Genomic DNA, 17,411 nt, shown 5'->3' with positions numbered 1-17,411 from the left:
CTGTCGCCGCGCATCTCGGGTCGTTCACCACGTACGACCCATCGGTGAAGACCGCGGTGCCGCCGTAATCGCAATATCTCAATTCAGGCGGTGCCGGCGGGACATATGTATCGCACTCGGCTTCGTACCCTGTCGTGCCGTCCGAGTACAGGGCGGTGCCTGACTGATACAGATCCAAGTCACCGCACTCGTAGGCGATGGGTTGGGGCTGAGGAACAGGCGGCGGCTCAGGTGCCGCCGTCACGTCCACGTTGGAGGTAGGTGACGCCGACACCGTAACGCTCGAACTGCTCGTCACAGGAACAGTTTCGCTCGGTGTCTCGTTGGGGCTGCTCGAGCAGCCGACGCAGACCAGCGCCACTGCGGTGATTGCAATGAAAGTTCTCGTGGACATGCCAACTCCGAGCTGGTCGAGACTGCATGGACCCGTCCCCGGTACAGGCAATGTCGATTCAGTATCGCAATGAACTGACCACCGACACGGGCGATTCGACATTCGGATATGCCGTTATGCCTTCGTTCACAGGCATAACAGGGCTCAGTCCTATAAAAGAGGGGCGTATTGTCGCCTATGCATGTAGTCGCAAGCATAAGGAGCGAATATGGCCCATCCGCGACGACGAAGTCGGAGATATCCGAGTGAGGTGGCGGCCACCTTCGTCGCACGTCGGCTTCAGTTACGCCTCACTCAAGCAGAGTTGGCATTGCTCGCCGACGTGGGTCGGTCGACGATCCAAGCTCTCGAAGGCGGCAAAGACTCGATCCAACTCGATGGTGCGATCGCCATCGCGAATGCGCTGGGCTGTGACCTTACTTTGCGGGCTCGATCCGGAACGCCTGTGCCACCTCTGGATTCGCGTTGACCAAGCCTCAATGCCCGACCGGCCAGGCGGACTGCAACCCCGCGTGGCCGTAGAGCTCAGCCATGGATCCCGAATCGGTTCTCGGCAAAAGGGTTCCGACCATCTCGTACGCTACGATTTCCGGATCCTGCGTACCCGAACTCGTGAATGACCTCGGACAGTTCGGTCATCCGCGCTGTTCACCGAAGCTCATCAGTCTCCTTGCTGCTGCATCGGTTCCAATTTCGACTCGGACCTCCGGGTTGTCGATATAGAAGCGAATCCACCGTTCCAGCGCCATCGGGTGGACATCGAAGCGTCTGCAGTCGAGTTCGATGTACTTACCTTTCGGCATAATTTCGATTCTCCAGAGCAAGGTTGTGAAGCGCCGGTTCATCTTCGCCATTTCGTCGACCCTCACCAGAACCAACGGGTACGACTCCACGACCACAGCGGTGTCTCTTACGTCCACCCACGGTACCTGGATGTCGAATGCCCAGCCGCGGTGGCGAATACCGTCATCCGAGAGCTTGAGGTAGCCGTTGCGAATACTGCGCAACAGGATTGGAATCAGGAACGAGGCCATGGACAATCCCATCGCAGCAAGAACCCATCCCACCCCACCCGAGGTGAAACCCATCGCGATCACGCAGATCGACAGAGAGCTGACTATCACGACGAGCAACCTCAAGCCCAGCGGGTTGTAGCGCACAGTCGAGCCCTGCACCCAACGGCGGACGTCAGAGCCTGTCTTGATCGACGGGACGTTGGTCCACGCGAAAGCCATTGTGCTGATGCAGAACACAGCAAATCCGAATGTCGACAGCGCAGAGGCGATCATTCCCTCCACGACACTCACCACGCACAAGTACAGAGCAATCAGCGCCGCAACCCCGAAGATCGCGCTTCGAGCGATCATCGACCCCGACGATGCCACCCAGCGCCGCACTTCACTGGGCCGCACGTCAGAAGATCGCATCCCACGCCCCTGTCGCCAGTTCTCCGATTGCCGACCCAGTGTCGGCAACTGCCGCAGCACCATCACCGATGGCGGCGCCGACGCGGCCCGATCGCCGCCCCACAGCATCAGACGCAGCAGGGATCGCGCCGGTTCCATAGTCTCGGGCTGTTTTCTGGTCCAGTAGCACTCGCCAGATATTTGTTTCAGTCCCACACCGTAAGCCCGCCGCCCGCCACACTGACTGCCTTGAAGCCCTCCGGCGCTGCAACGGTCCACGCTTCGAAATCAGGGGCGAAGGGAACTACCAAGCTTGCACGGTCGGCGAACTCCATTAGCAAGCCGCCATCATCGGATGCACACGCGTACGCGACCAGTCTGCCGATAAGACGCTGGACAGTGCTGTCTTCGGATAGCAGCGTGTGCGGCAGACCTCGGAACACCACGGTCCCAGGCTCAGTGACTCGAAAATTCGACTCGATGCGAATTTCGCAATCACGATCTGTACGCAACGTGAGGGAGAACCCGAATTCCATGGACACAATCGTGTGCCGTACGAGAGGAAGCTCCACACGCGTCCACCCTTCCGGAATCGGGCGACAGTCATTGCCGCTCCTGACTGTCAGACGCAGCAGCGATCTCCGCGGTTCCACTGACAAGCCGACCCGTCGAGGGCCTGGTGGACGGCGTCAGCGAGACAGCGTCTGCAAGGTCGCCTCGCCCGCGCGGTACCCCGCCTCGAACAACCATGGCCACTCGGAGAAATCCTCGGGGTCGACGACCACCGTCTCGACACCACCGTTCCCACGCCGCTTGGGCATGTTCTCGGGATGGGACGGGAACCGATCCTTCAGGTACGCGGGTTCGAGACTCTGCCGAAAGATCAGCCACGTCCGAGGCGTGAATCCCACTGCTTCAGCACGTTTCGCGAGGTCGATCCAGGCTTCGGCATTTGCGTAACCGCCTTCGAGTACCAACCTCCGAGTCTCGAGCATCGGAAACACGCCGTACCAGATCGGCGGGTAACTCAGGAGCGTCTGGCACCAGGTACGACGGCGTTCGTGCGGAATGGGTTCCCACTTCGCCTGTGCTGCTTGGAGTTCGTCGCTACCGGACATTGTTCACCTCATTCTGGAGGTGCAACCCTCCATCGACTTGCGCGCCTGCGATTGCGGGACGCGCCGGTTCTTCCCCTGGGGCACCCTGTCGATGGAGACGGGGTTGCCGGACAGCCGGCCAGGTACCTACGGCTGTCACTCTTGAACCTTCTTCGACAATAGCCGAGGGTTACGGCTTGGACAATCATTGCGTTCGGCTGAGCAGCTCAACCCATTTCGCACTTCAAGAGTCCCCGGCTCAGAGCCCAGTCAACGACTGCGCCCCGAAAAAGGAGTCCGACCAAAGCAGCGAGACCTCCAGTAGAACCATGCTGTCCGTGCGCTACGCTCGGCCTTACTGGGGCTCAATGTATTTCAGCCGCAATCAAGCCTTCAGCTCGATTACCGATTCGACAAGCAGCGCAGTACCTACGTAGACGCACAGCGGCACCGATCACACCTGGATGTGAAAGTCACTCGCCCAGACCCTCCGCGATCTCCCCGATGGACTTCAATGTCCGCTGATCGGCATACTCGGCCTCATCGAAATAGCGCTTGAACACCGACCGCATCAGCTCGATGACCTCGATATGTTGCATCAGCACGACGTGCAGCGATCGATCACCACTGAAGGCAATCCTCTCGAACTTCTCGCCGAGCTGCCTGGCCGAATCCAAGGTACCGAATGCCTCTACGTCGACCAAGTTTTGCGTTTTCACCACCATATCCTTCAAGTGTCTGATGTAGGCAGCGCACACCTCGTCACACCGGAACGCCACGCCTTCGGGAATCTCGAGCTGCCCGGACTCTGCCTGCATCGACAGTGACTGCCACTGCTGCATCGTTGATGCAAGCTCGTTCGTTTTTAAACCCATCGGTTGCCTTCACCTACCTTCAGACGGCAAGGACGGCCGGATTGAACGCGCCAACCGTTCGACCTCGACACACGGATCGTCAAGAGGTGGTGTCATCACCAACCCGTCGAGATTCAGGTACACGACGCCACCCGGGTGGCCGAAAGCGACACCGCAGTTGACCTCGTCGTACTTGATGGCCCGCTGGAAGCGCATGCCGTCGAGTCCCTCGATGGGCTCGAAATTCTCGAACGGTCCCCGTTCACGCAGGTAGTCGAGACTTTCAGTAGACGAGAAGATACCGACGCGATACCACGGCGTCGGCAGTGGATTCGTCCAAAAACAAGTCATCCAGTCTTCCGAAATCGGTAGATCCCCTACCAAGTTCGGGGACTTCGTCTCGACCGCCAAGCCCGCATCTTCGATGGCAGCGTCTGGGATGGTGCACGGATCCCACGCACCATTGGCCGGCGCGGTTGCCGTCGCCGATGTCGTCGACGGGCCCGCAAGGGGAATGTCTTCGGTCGCCCCTCCGCATCCGGTTGCCACCAGCATCAGTCCGACCGCACTCCCGATCAGCAATCGCATCTTGCTCACAGCACTCCGTCCCTGGAACCCGTCCTTGATGTTGGACGCAGCTACCGGCGCATCGGTTCCATTGGATCGGACGCAGGTGAGCTGGTGCTTCGTTGACCTCAGGCGAGCAGCGTAAATGTGTTCCCCACACATCCAGCATGTACGCAGTCGACGCACTCTCATCGCACCAGGTCGTTCCTCGCCCGGAAAAGAATCGAGGAGACGAATCAGATCATCGCGACGAGCCGGATCTGCCGCGGCATCGCGTGGCGTCCAACCGTCGAGAGCGGGGATGGAGTTGCCGTCCATCGCGACCATCGCAAACGTGTCCAGAAGACGACCTGCGGTTCGGCTCGTTCCGTCGTCGGTCCCACATTTTTCCTATGCTGTGCTCGTGCCCTCCGACCGAACAGACAGCAACCTCGCTCGCGTGATTCCACTGTTCGGTCGCCGGGGATCCCGTACCACCGACACGGAATTCGCCGACGACATCGAGCCGACAGTCGAGTCCCCGGTCGAAGGACTAACGCCCCACGATATCGAGCTCACACCACCGACCGCCGAGGACGAATTTGCAGCGCTGACCGCATCGAAGCCGATAGCGCAGCTTCGTTCGCTCCTCGACTGGCTCGGTACGTCACGACCGATCACCGGCACGGGTGTTCCCCGGCCCGGGTCGGTCAGCGAGCTGGCGGAGGCCGTCGGGGTGGATCTGGACGCGCGAGCGCGGAATTCACGATCCATGCGCGACATCCGCGACTTGATGACATTGTGGGATGCGGCGACGGCGGCCGGATTGATCGAGTTGACATCCACTACGGCGATACGCGGCCCCTGGGCCGACGAGTTCGCCCACTCACTTCCCGGCTCGCTGGCCGCCCACCGGACGGCTCTCTCGCACGTCGTCCGCCGGTACTTCCACAGCGAGGACCCGCGCCGCCAGTCGCAAGCCCCCGATGTCGTTGCCGGACAGATAGTTCTCGCCGCGATGACGGGCACTCCACGGAAGCGGCTCCCGGAGGTCGGTTCGGCCCACTCCGGGGATCTGTACGAACACATCATTGCGTTGATGCTCCGCGGCCTACTGGACCAATTCATCGCCGACGGGTGGCTAATCTGCGACGGGATATACGAGGTGCCGGCACCCTTGCGACCGACCGTCCTGGACGCCATGAAGTCACTTCGATACTACGAAACGGATGGCCTCAACCGATGATCATCACCGGATTGTTCTTCGCCGAGTATGCGCGAGCCTCAAACGACATGCTCGACATCCTCGGCGGCGTCTGGGATACCTGCACGGTTCCCCGCCAGTCCCGCATGCTCGAATGCCGACTGGTCGCACTGCTGCAGACGGGACCCGATGACATCGGTAAGGACTTTCCCGCGACTCTCGAAGTGCTCGACGCACACGGCGAACACATCGTGAATCAGCGTGGCCTGCAGATCCCCGGTGCCGGCTTCACCGGCGAGAATCGATTCTGGTTCCTGCCGATGCAGATGGTGTTCCGCGACGAAGGTCGGCACAACTTCATCCTCAGCGCCGGTGGGGCCACAGCGAGCGTCGGGCTTCGCATTGCCTTCGGCTGACGTCAGGTGCTGATCGACTCCCGCGCAGCAGCTCTGGCGACCACTCGACGAGCGGTTCGGGCCACAGCTTCGTCGATCAGGAATCCCTTGCTGTCGACGGCCACGCCCGAGGTTGCACGTTCCAAGTCGGCCAACAGTTCTTTGGCCTCGCGGACTTCCGTCTCCGACGGCACGAACACCGTTCGCACCGGCGCGAGTTGAGCCGGATGAATACATGCGCGGCCGACAAAACCTAGACCGGCCAGAGTGCGCGTATCGGCCTCGAACGCGTCGGCATCTCGGAAGTTCCGTGACACTGCCGCAGGCGGTGGATCGATACCCGCCGCCACGCTGGCTGCCACCACCTGCGCCCGAGCGAACGACAGCGCTTCCGCAGAGCCGTCGACGCCCAGATCGGCGGCGAGATCCACCTCACCGATCTGAAGAAACTTGACCCGAGGCGCACGGGCGATCTCGAGAGCAGCGAACACCCCTGCGGCCGTCTCGATGAGGGGCGAGACCACCGCGCTGCTGCCACCCAGAAGGATGCCAGCCTGCTCGATCTCGCCGGCAGACGAGACCTTCGGCAGCCAGATACCGGTCAGGTTCGGATGCAGCACCGCACGAATATCGTCCTCCTGCAACGGCCCTGGGTTCACGCGCACCCAGATCTGCACGTCACCCGGATCGCAGGACGCGACCCACTCGGCCACCGTTGCACGGGCATGATCCTTGTTGGCCGCAGTGACGGCGTCTTCGAGATCCAACACCACCGCGTCAGTGCCCGATGCCAGTGCTTTGTCGAAGCGCTCCGGCACGTCCCCTGGAACGTAGAGGTACGTCAGAGCGGACCTCATCCAATGACTCCCGTACCCGCGACGAGGGATTTGGCGATGACGGTACGCATGATGTCGTTGGTGCCCTCGCCGATGGCCATCAGCGGGGCGTCGCGGTAGAGGCGCTCGACGACGAATTCTGTTGAGTAGCCGTAGCCACCGTGGATACGCATGGCTTCGAGGCTGGCGGTGATGGCGGCCTCGGAGGCGAAGTACTTCGCCATGCCCGCTTCCATGTCGACGCGCTTGCCCGAATCTGCCTGCGATGCAGCCCAGTACGTCATCAGCCGTGCTGCCTGCAGCTGGGTCGCGATGTCGGCGATCTTGAGCTGAATCGCCTGGAACTCGGCGATGGGCTGACCGAAGGCGGTGCGCTGCTTCGCGTATTCGAGCGCAGCGTCGTACGCAGCCTGTGCGATGCCGACACTGCGTCCGGCGATATTGAGACGGCCGATCTCGAGCCCCGACAGCGCCTGCTGCAGACCACGGCCCTCGACACCACCGAGCAGTGCGTCGACGGGAACGCGCACATCGGTGAACGTGATCTCACACGACTCGGTGCCCTTGTAGCCGAGCTTGCCCATGTCGCGCTGGACCTCGAACCCGTCGGTCGTGGTGTCGATCAACAGCAGCGACATGCCCTTGTGTGCCGGCGTCGTCGTGCTATCGGTCTTGACCAGTACCGGTAGCACATTCGCGTGTCGGGCGTTGGTGATCCATGTCTTCGCACCGTTGACGACGTAGTGGTCGCCGTCGCGATTGGCGGTGGTCTTGATGCCCTGCAGGTCGGTTCCGGCACCGGGCTCGGTCAGGCCGACTCCCGTACGCCATTCACCGGACGCGAGCTTGGGCAGCAGTGTCTTCTTCTGCTCCTCGGTGCCGTGCTTGCCGATCATCCAGCACGAGAGGTTGTGGCTGCCGAGAATTCCGGCAACGCCCATCCATCCGCGGGCGAGCTCCTCGTACACCAGGGTGAACGAGACCTTGTCGAGGTCGAGTCCGCCGTACTCCTCCGGCGTCGTGATCCCGAACAGGCCCATGGCCTTCATGTGTTCGACGATCTCGGTGGGGTACCGGCCCGTCTTCTCCCACTCGTTCGCGACCGGGATGATTTCCTTGTCGACGAAGGTGCGCAGTGCTTTCCGGAAGGCCATCTGCTGTTCGTCGTACGTGAAGTCCATGATGAAGTCCTGTCGATTGGGGTGTCGTCGATCGAAGTGTCAGGGTGCCGGCGCGATGGCTGCGGCGAGATCGAGAATGGGGGCCAGGTCGGGTTCGTCGACCAGTCCGAGGATGCGGTCGGCGAGCTCGGCGGCACGAGAATCGTTGCCGCAGTTGGCGACAAACTTCTCCAGCAGACGGTCGTCGCTCAACGGGAACCCGGCCGAGCCTTGGCTGCCGCCGACGGAGGCGTCGAGTACTCGTCCGTCGGTGAGCGTGAGAACCGCCCTGCCCGACGCGGCCGCCGCGGGAACCTCCGACGGGAGGTTGGTCACACGCACTTTGCGGGCGGTGACGAGAACATCCTCCCTCGCGATGGATTCGTCGGTGTAGGTCGAGACGGTGATCGCTCCGTCGTGCAGTAGTGCGGCGACGCTCCAGGGCAGATCGAACTTGCCGTCGTAGGTGCTGCGCGGTGACGCAACCCCGGTGTTCGGGCCACACACGAACGGGCTCGAATCGGGGTGAACGAACACCTCGATGTCGGCCACGTCGCTCGCCTGGACCGCACTGTCCCCGAGCGCCTTCGACACTGCGTCGAGCGTGACGTGCATCAGCTGGCAACTGGGGTACGGCTTGATGCCGATTCGGGTGGCTTCCCACCGCATGCCGAGTCCTTCTGTCAATGCCGCGAAGTTCGTCGGCCGATCGGTCAGCGCCGCGTAGATGCCGCGTCGACCTTCGAGAACCGAGGACGGTCCGGTGGCACCGGCGGCCGCGAGCCGGGCAGCCAGCACACCGTTCATGCTGGCCGATCCGGGATGCAGTGCCTTGGTGTCCGCGTCCGTGTCGAGGAACTCGAGCAGTCCCGAACTAGACGATCCGGCGATACCCAGAGCGTTGACCATCGTCTCGGTGTCGAACTTCGAGAGGTGTCCGGTGACGAGTGCGGCTGTCAACGGTCCTACCGCTGCGGTTGCGTGTACACCCCGGGCATGGAACCCATGGGGACTCACTTCGCCGAGACGGCAGGCGGTTTCGAGGCCCAGAGCGGCGGCGGTCAGCACATCGGCACCCGAGGCCGACACCTGCTGCCCGACGGCGAATGCCGCAGGCAACGACACCGCTGTCGCGTGGACCAGCGCACCGGCATGCGTGTCGTCGAAGTCCAGAGAGTGGAGCATCACCCCGGTCGCGAAGGCGGCGGCCGGCGCGGACAGGCCTCGGGTGCCGGTGAGCGGCCGCGCTTCGGGTGGCCCACCCAATGTGTCGGCCACCGTCCAGCCCGGTCGGCCGTAGCCGAGGCGTTGGGCCGCAACGGTATTGCCGACGCCATCGAGTAGGTGACGCGCGGCCGCGTGCCGGACGTCCTCGGACAGATCGGCGACGGTGACACTCGATGCCCACTGCGCCAAGATCGTCGAGGTCACGCCCGCACCTCGTCCTTCGCCGTGCCGAAGGCGCCCTCCGCCTTCAGTTTCGCGACGCGTTCGTCGTCGTAGCCCAGTTGGTCGCGCACGATGTCGTCGAAGTGCTCGTTGCGCTGCGGCGCACGGCGGTACTGCTTGGCCTCAGAACCGAAGTTCACCGGGGACGCGACTTGACGCACCGTGTTGTAGACCGGATGCTCGGTCTCGACCACCAGATTGCGGGCGATCGTGTGCGGCTCGGTCAGGGCGTGCTCGACGTCGTTGATCGGGCCGGTCGGGACCCCGGCAGGGCCGAGCTTCGAGAGCCAGTGCTCGACCGTGTTGGTGGCGAACACCTCTTCCAGGATCGGCAACAGTACGTCCTGGTGCTTGCCGCGCAGCGAGAAGTTGCTGAACCGTGGATCGGCACCGAGGTCCGGTCGGTCGATGGCGACGACGAGCCGGTCCCAGAACTTCTCCTTCGCGCAGCCGACGATGAGCCAGCCGTCCGTTGCCTCGAACGCCTGGAACGGAACCAGGGACGGGTGAGCGGAGTTCTTCGTGCGGATCGGCTCGAAGCCTGCGTTGAGATGCCACGTCGCGGGATACGTGAGCAGAGACATCGCCGTGTCGTACAGCGAGACGTCGCAGTCACCGCCGATGCCGTCGCGTCGCGCAGCGTGCAATCCCGACAACAACGAAATGGCGGCGACGAAGCCACCGGAGTAATCGACCAGCGACAGACCGGATTTCGTAGGCGGACCGTCGGGATCGCCGGTGACGCTCATCCAGCCGGCGAGGCCTTGCAGGATGTAGTCGTAGCCGGGCTCTTTCGAGCGCGGGCCGGTCATACCGAACCCGGTGAGGCTGCAGCATACGATCGCGGGATTGAGGTGCTTGAGCTGGCCGTAGGTGATGCCGATCTTCTCCGGCACGTCGCCGCGGAGGTTGGAGTAGACGGCGTCGCTGGTGCGGACGAGGTCCTCGAACACCGCTCGCCCACTGGGCGTCGAAAGATCCAGCGAGAGAGAGCGTTTGTTGCGGTTGAAGCTCTCGAAGAACAGCGAGTCCTCGCCCTCGTTGTAGGGCGGGACGTAGCGTCCGACGTCGCCGCCGACACTGGGGTCCTCGATCTTGATGACATCCGCGCCGAGGTCGGCCAGATGCAGGCTGCCGAACGGGCCCGCTCCGTACTGCTCGAGCGAGATGATGCGGACGTCTTCGAGTGGCCTCATGCGTCGGAATCCTTAATCTGGGGAAGTTCGAGCGGGCCGTTCTGCGCTTCGGGGAAGTAGTTCTGCCCGATGCCACTGTCTCGGGTGGCGACCATGACCGACCGCTTCCACGAAATGACCTCAACGCCATCCTGATTGAGGCCGCGGGTGATCATCGAGACGATGCCGGCGTAGGGGCGCGACTCTGACTTACGCAGTCCGGTGCAGATGCTTTCCGCGTACAGGGTGTCGCCCGCGTACACCGGATGGGACATCTTGATGTCGGTGAAGGCCAGGTTCGAGATTGCGTTCTGACTCATGTCGATCACCGAAAGTCCCAGTACCACAGAGACTGTGAAGCCGGAGTTGACGATGACCTTCCCATCGGTGATGGGGTTCTGCGACGCCAGGTGCGCATTGAAGTGGTTCTGGTTGGTGTTGAGCGACAGCAGCGTGATCCACGTGTTGTCGGTCTCCGAGATCGTCCGCCCGAAGGGATGTTGGTAGACGTCCCCCACGGCGTAGTCGTCGAAGAAGCGCCCCAGAACGGCCGGATGGATTGCCACCGTGTCTCCTCGTGTCGGTTTGGCGAGTGCCTTACCTAGACCATAAACATCAGATGTTTACGGCGTCAAGGGTTCAGCGAAACCGATAATCGACGGACTTCAGGCAGACCGACTCGGTAAAGAGCAGATGTTTACGGGTTGCGGAGGCGATCCATCTGACGGTAGGAGTCCCCGAGGTGGTCGAGGTGCTTGCGCATCAGGTCCATCGCAGCCATCGAATCACCGGCGGCCACCACGTCGCGCAGACCCCGGTGGTCACTGTCGACGCATTGCCAAAAGCCCTCGGGTGCGTGATCACGCCCGAATCGTCCGGACAGAACACGGAACACGGGCGCGGTGATGAGCTCGAGCAAAGGGTTGTGCGCGGCGCGGAGCAAGACCAGATGAAATTCCTGGTTCTTGGCGAAGGTTTCGGGCCCCTGCACTTCGTTGGGGTCGAAGATCGACGCGTTGAGCTGTTCGAGATGCTCGTCGGTGCGGCGGAACGCAGCGATGCCGGCGGCCGGCACCTCCATCAGGTTGCGGACTTCCATCAGCTGGTCGACAGTGACGGTCTCCGCGGCAGCCATCAGTGCGACACCGGTTTCCAGATGCTCGCTGATGTGCCCGACGCTGGGGACGGCGACGAAGCTTCCCCCGGTGACGCCACGTGTCGTCTCGATCAGGTTCTGGCTGGCCAGGGATCGGAGAGCTTCACGAATGGTGCTACGCCCGACGCCGAATTCTGCGGTCAGCTCCGCTTCGCCAGGGAGGCGCTCACCAGGCTGCAGTTCGCCGGACAGGATGCGGGTGCGCAGATGTCCCGCAAGGACCGCATATGCGGGGACGCTCTTGACTGTGCCCTTGAGCGATGCCGATTCGGCCACTTCTCCCCCTGTATCTCGACGACGGCTGACGATCGGCTCGAGCCTAGCGTGGCCGAACTTTCGACATGCACCGATCGCATGCATGGTGCCCATTGCGTCAATGCCACCGTCATACATCTGATGTTTTCGACCAAAACTGTCCGAATCTGCGCATCGAGACGCACATACACGCCCCTTGACGGTCTATATATCTTATGTTTAGGTAGATCGCAGCTGTTACTTAGGTCTCACCACACCTGAGGTTGTGGCAGCCGACATTCCAGACCTCGGCAATGCGCGGACTACTTCGATCCGTGCGACGCCGATCATCCAGCGAGGACGCAGATGCATTTACGCCGAGCCACGTCCATCATGGCAGTTCTGACACTGTCCGCCGCATTGGTGGCCTGCGGATCAGATCCCGGTCCCGACGCGGACCCCGCCAACCCGGTCACGATCGACGTCACCGTCTCGGCAGCAGCCGAAATCTACAGCATCCCTTGGCTTGTCGCTCAGCAGCAGGGACTGTTCGAGAAGCACGGTGTGATCGTGGAGAACATCGTTCCGGGCAAGGGCGGCAGCGCGACCATGCGCACACTGCTCGACGGCAACATCCCCATCGGTGAAGTCAGCTACCCGTCGATCGTGCAGGCGGACGCGGCCGGCTCCGAGCTGCGCATCGTCGGCGGTGGGACGCAGGGGCCGTACCCGATGAACTTCTACGCGCTCGCCTCGAACCCGAACATCAATTCCATCGAGGACGTCCGCCGGTGGGCCTACACCCGGCCCAACTCGGCGTCCGACGCCCTGACCCGCCTCATTCCCTCTCTCGCGGGCGTCGACGCCGGCCAGATCGAGCGGGTTGCCTCCGGCGGAATCGGCGAGGGCTTCGCACTTCTCGAAGCCGGCAACGTCGATATCGCCCTCGTCCCCTCGATCGTCGCCGAACAGCGACCCGAGGACTTCAAGCTGATCGTCAGTAGTCCCGACTACATGTCACGGTTCCTGCAGTCGACGATCACCACGACGAAGGACTACGCCGCGAGCAACCCCGGGGTCGTGCGCGCCATCAACGCCGGCTACACCGAGGCGGTCGCGTCGATCGAGGCCGATCCTGTTGCCGCTGCCCAGATCTACGCGAACTACACGGGATTCGACGTCGAGTCGGCCACCGCAGTGGTCGAACGCGCGTCCTCGGTCGGCACGTGGGGCGGCGGCTTCGATACAGCGTCCGTCGAATCCGCCCAGGACGGCGTGGAAGCGTCGGGGAGCGATCGCGTACCCAATTTCTGCACTCTGTTCGACCCGGAGTTCCTCGCCGAAGGAGTCGAGAACGATGTTCCCGGCGACTGCGACTCCTGACAGCATTTCCCACCACCAGAAGGTAGCGACGTGACCCAAGCAGCGACTCGACCCCGCCCCGACACCACCTCCGCCATCGCCGTCGCATCGTCGGTGTCGCGACGCTTCGGTGATGTGACTGCCCTGCACGAGATCGACTTGTCCATCGGCCGAGGCGAATTCGTCTCAGTCGTCGGCCCCAGTGGCTGCGGCAAGTCCACTCTGCTCGAGGTGTTCGCCGGTCTACAGGATCACGACGGCGGCACCGTGCACGTCGACGGCCAACCGCTGACCGGCCCTCGGTCCAAGACGGCAGTGATCTTCCAGGAATCGGCGACGCTGCCCTGGCGGACCGTCCGCGACAACGTCGCGTTCGCTCTCGAAGTCCGGGGTGTCGGGAAGAAAGAACGTCGGTCCCGCGCCGACGAGTTGCTGAACACCGTGGGGCTGAGCAAGTTCGGCGACCACTACCCCACCCAGTTGTCCGGCGGTATGCGCCAGCGTGTGGCCATCGCGCGCTGCCTGTCCATGGAACCCGACCTCATTCTCGCGGACGAACCGTTCGGTGCACTCGACGAGCAGACGCGGTTGGTCATGTCTTACGAGCTACTCAAGATCGTCGAAAAGCTCACGTGTGGAGTCCTGTTCATCACCCACAGCATCCAGGAAGCGGTACTGCTGTCCGATCGGGTGCTGGTGATGAGTGCGCGGCCCGGTCGATTCATCGACGAGGTGGACATCGACCTCCCGCATCCACGGTCCGAAGACGTACTGGCCAGTCCCGAGGCTATCGCTCTGCACGAACGTATTTGGTCGCGGCTGCGGGACGAGGCCAAGAAGACGATGAGCATCGAACCATGAGTGCCCCCACGCGCGAGAGCACACGCGCCTCCGTGGTCCCCGGATACATCCGGCCGGCCCCCTCCAGACAACTCGGTCTCCCCGCATGGGGATGGACCGTGCTCATCCTCGTCGCGGCACTGGTGGCCATCGACATCTCCGCACGGTTCTTCGCCTCACCGCTGGACATCGTTCCGGTGACCGACATGATCTCGACGTCGCTGAGTCTGCTGACCGATCCTGACTTCCTGATCGACGAGCTGGGACGGACGCTCGGGATCATCGTTCTGGCGTTTGTGCTCAGTTCCGTACTCGGCGTCGCCGCCGCCTACGTTCTGTGGCGGTACGAATTGTGGGACAGGGCGTTTCAGCCTTATCTGAACGTCTACTACGCCGTCCCGACGTTTGCGCTCTACCCCATCATGGTGGTGCTGTTCGGTGCCGGTGTGGCTCCGATCGCCATTCTGTCCACCATCTTCGCCTTCGGTGTGGTGGCGTTGAACGCACGTACCGGCTTCAATGCGGTGTCGCCGATCGTCACCAAGCTCGGCAAGACACTGATGCTCACACGGTGGCAGTACTTCCGATCGGTTCTGCTTCCGTATGCGTTGCCGAGCATCGTGACCGGACTCAAGCTGGGGCTCTCGTACGCCGTCATCTCCGTGTTGGCCAGTGAGTTCATCCTGTCGACGCAGGGGCTCGGACACTTCATCTCCATTGCCTACGACGGGTTCGACATCGCCGACATGTATGCCGGGATCCTCATCGTGGCGCTGATCGCTCTGCTCTCGACCTCGCTGATCTCGCTCGCGCTCAACCGATTCGATTGGAGGCGCCGCTGATGAGCAGCACCTTGGACAGAGTAGCCACCGCCCCCACCGCTCCCCCGAAAGCCGTCTCGTCCGCGGGCCGAACCAACGCTCGACGGTTCCTCCCTCCGGTGGTCGTGGCGGTCCTCGCAGTCTTGATCTGGTGGATCGCGGCCGTTCTGGTCGACAGTCTCATCTTCCCGACGCCTGCCGAGGCCATGGCTTCGCTCGTCGAGGACCTGGGCAAGGCAGACTTCCGCGCCAATGTCGGCGACTCGCTGCGCATCCTCGTGCTCGCGTTTCTGGCCAGCACGGTCGTGGGTTCCCTGCTGGGTCTGACGCTGGGACTGAGTCCGTTCTGGACCCGAACCATCGCCCCAATCGTTTACTCGATCAACAGCATCCCGAAGATCGTCCTGTACCCGATCTTCCTGTCGTTCCTGGGCATCGGCGCACTGAGCCGGTTCGGATTCTCTTTCTACGCCGCCTTCATCCCGATGTTCCTCGTCGCCGTCGAGGCCACGGCATCGGTCCAGAGAATCCACCTCAAGATGGCAGCGTCACTGCAGGTGAGCTGGCCCAGGTTGATACGTCAGATCGTCATCCCCGCGGTCTTGCCCGCACTGGCGACGGGTATGCGCATGACCTTCGGTTTGGCGTTCCTGGGACTGCTTCTCGCCGAGATGTTCTCGTCGTCCAGTGGCATCGGCTACGAACTCCTCCGCAACGTCAGCCTGGTGCGGATGGAGAACATCATGGGCACGGTTGTCTTGATTCTCGTGATGGCACTGCCACCCACCATCGCCCTGCAGTGGTTGGAAACCCGCATCACCTCAAAGTACGGCGGTCGGTGATCCGATCAAGTCCAGGTAGGTTCGTCATCCGCGTGGCAGGCCGGCCGGCTATGGCTTCCAGACTGTCCTTGCCGGTCCCGCTCCCTTCAGTCCCAGACTGTGAGCCCGCCGCCGGCCACACTGACCGCCTTGAAGCCTTGGGGTGCCGCAACGGTCCATGCTTCGAAATCGGGGTCGAAAGGAACTACCAGACTTGTGTGGTCGGCAAACTCGATCCGCAGGTCGCCGTCGTCGGAGGCGTGCGCGCGTACGACCTGTCTGCCCTCGAGACGCCTGACAGCGGTGTTTTCGGAGAGCGATGCGTCGGGCGCACCTTGGAACCCGTCGGACTCAGGCTCATCGAGCCGAAAAGTCGATTCGATACGTAGTTCGTAGTCATGATTCGTACGCAGCGCGAGGGAGAACCCGAACTCCAGAGACGCGATCACTTGACCTACCAGAGGAATGTCCACGTGCTACCACCCTCTCGGGACTGAAAATGAGCCGTCCGGCTCGATGGGAAAATGAGTTTCAGGGTTGGGCCCCGGTTTACCGTCCAGGTTGACGGGCTGACCGTGTTCGTTGTAGCAGCGAACATACCCGTTCGGGTACCGCGCGGTCGGATCCATGATCCGCATTGAATCGGAATTTCCGGAGGATCCCGGCTTCTGCCACATCTCGCCCTTTCCATTCCTCACGGGGGAACGTACCCACCCGGTAGGAACATGCGGCGGCGGTCCCACCGGAGCAGGCTTCGTCCGCCTTCCCAGATCCTTGATACGTCCTAGAGTTGCACGCAGCCGCTTGAGGTCCTTAGCGAATTCAAGCCTGGTACGCAGACCTTTGGCTGATTTCCAGAGGACGATGGCCTCTCGGACGATCTTGCCGTATTTCATCATGGCTCTGGTCGACGCACCGGCACCAGCAATAGCCCCGGCCCCAAAGGTGATGAACGAGGCCGCGACTGCCACGGCTACGGTTACCGCAAGTTCTCTAGCAAGCTCAGTGAGGATCGACTCGAGATCCTCACGCAGTTCTACTAACGACGCCTTGTATTCGGCGCACGCGTCGCGCAGTTCAGCTGCTGCCGCGATCAAGTCGGATGCCGCTGTGCCCAACTCACGCAAGTCGTCATCGATGAATTCGACGTCGGGGCCAGTTGTATCGGCGAACAACGCTGCCGCGGCAACGAGATCATCTGGCAGATTAGTCGATCCGCTGCCCGTAGCGAGGACGTTCCACGCCCCCAAGGCGAGCTCCAGTTTGGCTGTGTCACCGTCTGGAATCGGTATTCCTATCTCCCCGACCAGCCCGAGACCGTCATCGAGCAGCCCTTCACCGGTTCCCCCTGCCGCCGGCGCTGGTGTGAGAACGGCCGTTTCGATGTAGTTCGGTAGCTCAGGCATAGTCGGCAGGCCACTTGACTGGCTGGCTGCCCACTCCGCGACGGCGTAGTTGTAGCCCGCCTGGGTCAACACGTCGCCGTAGTTTTCGAGCGCTTCCACCAAATCGTTCGCACCGAAATAGAAGTCGTTGACATGCTCGTCGTATCTTCCGGCCCAGGTGGCACCTTCGGGATAGGCGCCTGCCATCGAGCCACACCGATCCAACACACTCCCCGCGGAGCGCACTGCGTCGCACAGGCCCGATGCCACCCTGAA

Annotated in this window: 20 protein-coding genes, 1 pseudogene and 1 riboswitch; of the genes and pseudogenes, 7 read left to right on the top strand and 14 right to left on the bottom strand. The window is 62.5% G+C overall.

Features of this window, described 5'->3' with window-relative positions:
* Positions 1-602: 602 nt before the first annotated feature.
* Positions 603-863, top strand: a complete 261-nt coding sequence (locus AB0362_RS19490; RefSeq protein WP_317810829.1) for a helix-turn-helix domain-containing protein — start codon at positions 603-605, stop codon at positions 861-863.
* A 166-nt stretch (positions 864-1,029) separates the two neighbouring features.
* Here the strand turns inward: AB0362_RS19490 and AB0362_RS19485 are convergent, their stop codons facing one another.
* The 6 genes and pseudogenes from AB0362_RS19485 to AB0362_RS19460 form a co-directional block, all read right to left on the bottom strand.
* Positions 1,030-2,079, bottom strand: a complete 1,050-nt coding sequence (locus AB0362_RS19485; RefSeq protein WP_317810830.1) for a hypothetical protein — start codon at positions 2,077-2,079, stop codon at positions 1,030-1,032.
* Positions 2,007-2,336, bottom strand: a complete 330-nt coding sequence (locus AB0362_RS19480; protein ID WP_149407816.1) for a DUF6188 family protein — start codon at positions 2,334-2,336, stop codon at positions 2,007-2,009. The genes AB0362_RS19485 and AB0362_RS19480 overlap by 73 nt, the downstream gene beginning before the upstream one ends.
* A gap of 153 nt (positions 2,337-2,489) precedes the next feature.
* Complete coding sequence (locus AB0362_RS19475; protein ID WP_317534080.1) at positions 2,490-2,918, bottom strand: mandelate racemase/muconate lactonizing protein; 429 nt, start codon at positions 2,916-2,918, stop codon at positions 2,490-2,492.
* Between the two features lie 28 nt (positions 2,919-2,946).
* Positions 2,947-3,065, bottom strand: a riboswitch (SAM riboswitch).
* A 305-nt stretch (positions 3,066-3,370) separates the two neighbouring features.
* Positions 3,371-3,616, bottom strand: coding sequence for a hypothetical protein (locus AB0362_RS19470; protein WP_300520853.1), 246 nt, complete (start codon positions 3,614-3,616; stop codon positions 3,371-3,373).
* Positions 3,617-3,781: 165 nt separating this feature from the next.
* Positions 3,782-4,306, bottom strand: a complete 525-nt coding sequence (locus tag AB0362_RS19465) for a DUF3558 family protein (RefSeq protein WP_317534124.1) — start codon at positions 4,304-4,306, stop codon at positions 3,782-3,784.
* Positions 4,307-4,531: 225 nt separating this feature from the next.
* Positions 4,532-4,621, bottom strand: a pseudogene (locus tag AB0362_RS19460) (hypothetical protein); the annotation flags it as partial.
* 100 nt (positions 4,622-4,721) lie between these two features.
* On the opposite strand from AB0362_RS19460, the gene AB0362_RS19455 reads away from it, so the two are divergent.
* On the top strand, positions 4,722-5,543 hold the full coding sequence (locus AB0362_RS19455) for a hypothetical protein (RefSeq protein WP_317534078.1): 822 nt from the start codon (positions 4,722-4,724) through the stop codon (positions 5,541-5,543).
* Positions 5,540-5,917 carry a hypothetical protein gene (locus AB0362_RS19450; RefSeq protein WP_149407822.1) on the top strand — a complete coding sequence of 126 codons (378 nt, stop codon included), beginning with the start codon at positions 5,540-5,542 and terminating at the stop codon, positions 5,915-5,917. The genes AB0362_RS19455 and AB0362_RS19450 overlap by 4 nt, the downstream gene beginning before the upstream one ends.
* A gap of 2 nt (positions 5,918-5,919) precedes the next feature.
* Here AB0362_RS19450 and AB0362_RS19445 read toward each other — a convergent pair whose 3' ends face one another.
* The 6 genes from AB0362_RS19445 to AB0362_RS19420 all read right to left on the bottom strand — a co-directional run bounded on the left by AB0362_RS19445 (position 5,920) and on the right by AB0362_RS19420 (position 11,948).
* A complete protein-coding gene (locus AB0362_RS19445) occupies positions 5,920-6,753 on the bottom strand; it encodes an aldolase/citrate lyase family protein (RefSeq protein WP_317534077.1) in 834 nt (277 codons plus the stop codon).
* Positions 6,750-7,913: an acyl-CoA dehydrogenase family protein gene (locus tag AB0362_RS19440; RefSeq protein WP_317534076.1), complete on the bottom strand. Its 1,164-nt coding sequence runs from the start codon at positions 7,911-7,913 to the stop codon at positions 6,750-6,752. The genes AB0362_RS19445 and AB0362_RS19440 overlap by 4 nt, the downstream gene beginning before the upstream one ends.
* A gap of 39 nt (positions 7,914-7,952) precedes the next feature.
* Complete coding sequence (locus AB0362_RS19435; RefSeq protein WP_317534075.1) at positions 7,953-9,323, bottom strand: MmgE/PrpD family protein; 1,371 nt, start codon at positions 9,321-9,323, stop codon at positions 7,953-7,955.
* A complete protein-coding gene (locus tag AB0362_RS19430; RefSeq protein WP_317534074.1) occupies positions 9,320-10,537 on the bottom strand; it encodes a CoA transferase in 1,218 nt (405 codons plus the stop codon). The genes AB0362_RS19435 and AB0362_RS19430 overlap by 4 nt, the downstream gene beginning before the upstream one ends.
* On the bottom strand, positions 10,534-11,082 hold the full coding sequence (locus tag AB0362_RS19425; RefSeq protein WP_032379726.1) for a MaoC family dehydratase: 549 nt from the start codon (positions 11,080-11,082) through the stop codon (positions 10,534-10,536). Before AB0362_RS19425 ends, AB0362_RS19430 begins: the two co-directional genes overlap by 4 nt.
* 131 nt (positions 11,083-11,213) lie before the next feature.
* Complete coding sequence (locus AB0362_RS19420) at positions 11,214-11,948, bottom strand: FadR/GntR family transcriptional regulator (protein WP_317534073.1); 735 nt, start codon at positions 11,946-11,948, stop codon at positions 11,214-11,216.
* A 351-nt stretch (positions 11,949-12,299) separates the two neighbouring features.
* Between AB0362_RS19420 and AB0362_RS19415 the strand changes: the two genes are divergently transcribed.
* The 4 genes from AB0362_RS19415 to AB0362_RS19400 are packed head-to-tail and all read left to right on the top strand — an operon-like array spanning position 12,300 to position 15,771.
* The gene (locus tag AB0362_RS19415) at positions 12,300-13,289 is read left to right on the top strand and encodes an ABC transporter substrate-binding protein (protein ID WP_317534072.1); all 990 of its coding nucleotides are present in this window, start codon (positions 12,300-12,302) and stop codon (positions 13,287-13,289) included.
* A 30-nt stretch (positions 13,290-13,319) separates the two neighbouring features.
* Positions 13,320-14,129, top strand: coding sequence for an ABC transporter ATP-binding protein (locus AB0362_RS19410; RefSeq protein ID WP_317534071.1), 810 nt, complete (start codon positions 13,320-13,322; stop codon positions 14,127-14,129).
* Positions 14,126-14,950 carry an ABC transporter permease gene (locus tag AB0362_RS19405; RefSeq protein ID WP_243595433.1) on the top strand — a complete coding sequence of 275 codons (825 nt, stop codon included), beginning with the start codon at positions 14,126-14,128 and terminating at the stop codon, positions 14,948-14,950. The genes AB0362_RS19410 and AB0362_RS19405 overlap by 4 nt, the downstream gene beginning before the upstream one ends.
* Positions 14,950-15,771, top strand: a complete 822-nt coding sequence (locus tag AB0362_RS19400) for an ABC transporter permease subunit (protein ID WP_317534070.1) — start codon at positions 14,950-14,952, stop codon at positions 15,769-15,771. The genes AB0362_RS19405 and AB0362_RS19400 overlap by 1 nt, the downstream gene beginning before the upstream one ends.
* Before the next feature lie 86 nt (positions 15,772-15,857).
* On the opposite strand, the gene AB0362_RS19395 is transcribed toward AB0362_RS19400, so the two are convergent.
* On the bottom strand, positions 15,858-16,223 hold the full coding sequence (locus AB0362_RS19395) for a DUF6188 family protein (protein WP_317534069.1): 366 nt from the start codon (positions 16,221-16,223) through the stop codon (positions 15,858-15,860).
* 3 nt (positions 16,224-16,226) lie between these two features.
* Positions 16,227-17,342, bottom strand: coding sequence for a hypothetical protein (locus AB0362_RS19390; RefSeq protein ID WP_317534068.1), 1,116 nt, complete (start codon positions 17,340-17,342; stop codon positions 16,227-16,229).
* Positions 17,343-17,411: the final 69 nt, after the last annotated feature.

This window comes from Rhodococcus sp. NPDC079359 (genome assembly GCF_040702585.1).
Classification (GTDB): domain Bacteria; phylum Actinomycetota; class Actinomycetes; order Mycobacteriales; family Mycobacteriaceae; genus Rhodococcoides.
Note: the sequence above shows the minus strand (reverse complement) of the source record. Positions and strands in the feature narration are given on the sequence as shown.

Excerpts from the sequence above, each read along its gene's own strand:
- AB0362_RS19415 (WP_317534072.1), top strand. The coding sequence starts at position 12,300 with ATGGCAGTTCTGACACTGTCCGCCGCATTGGTGGCCTGCGGATCAGAT.
- AB0362_RS19430 (WP_317534074.1), bottom strand. The coding sequence starts at position 10,537 with ATGAGGCCACTCGAAGACGTCCGCATCATCTCGCTCGAGCAGTACGGA.
- AB0362_RS19450 (WP_149407822.1), top strand. The coding sequence starts at position 5,540 with ATGATCATCACCGGATTGTTCTTCGCCGAGTATGCGCGAGCCTCAAAC.
- AB0362_RS19440 (WP_317534076.1), bottom strand. The coding sequence starts at position 7,913 with ATGGACTTCACGTACGACGAACAGCAGATGGCCTTCCGGAAAGCACTG.
- AB0362_RS19490 (WP_317810829.1), top strand. The coding sequence starts at position 603 with ATGGCCCATCCGCGACGACGAAGTCGGAGATATCCGAGTGAGGTGGCG.
- AB0362_RS19465 (WP_317534124.1), bottom strand. The coding sequence starts at position 4,306 with ATGCTGGTGGCAACCGGATGCGGAGGGGCGACCGAAGACATTCCCCTT.
- AB0362_RS19405 (WP_243595433.1), top strand. The coding sequence starts at position 14,126 with ATGAGTGCCCCCACGCGCGAGAGCACACGCGCCTCCGTGGTCCCCGGA.
- AB0362_RS19480 (WP_149407816.1), bottom strand. The coding sequence starts at position 2,336 with ATGGAATTCGGGTTCTCCCTCACGTTGCGTACAGATCGTGATTGCGAA.
- AB0362_RS19390 (WP_317534068.1), bottom strand. The coding sequence starts at position 17,342 with ATGGCAGGCGCCTATCCCGAAGGTGCCACCTGGGCCGGAAGATACGAC.
- AB0362_RS19445 (WP_317534077.1), bottom strand. The coding sequence starts at position 6,753 with ATGAGGTCCGCTCTGACGTACCTCTACGTTCCAGGGGACGTGCCGGAG.
- AB0362_RS19400 (WP_317534070.1), top strand. The coding sequence starts at position 14,950 with ATGAGCAGCACCTTGGACAGAGTAGCCACCGCCCCCACCGCTCCCCCG.
- AB0362_RS19475 (WP_317534080.1), bottom strand. The coding sequence starts at position 2,918 with ATGTCCGGTAGCGACGAACTCCAAGCAGCACAGGCGAAGTGGGAACCC.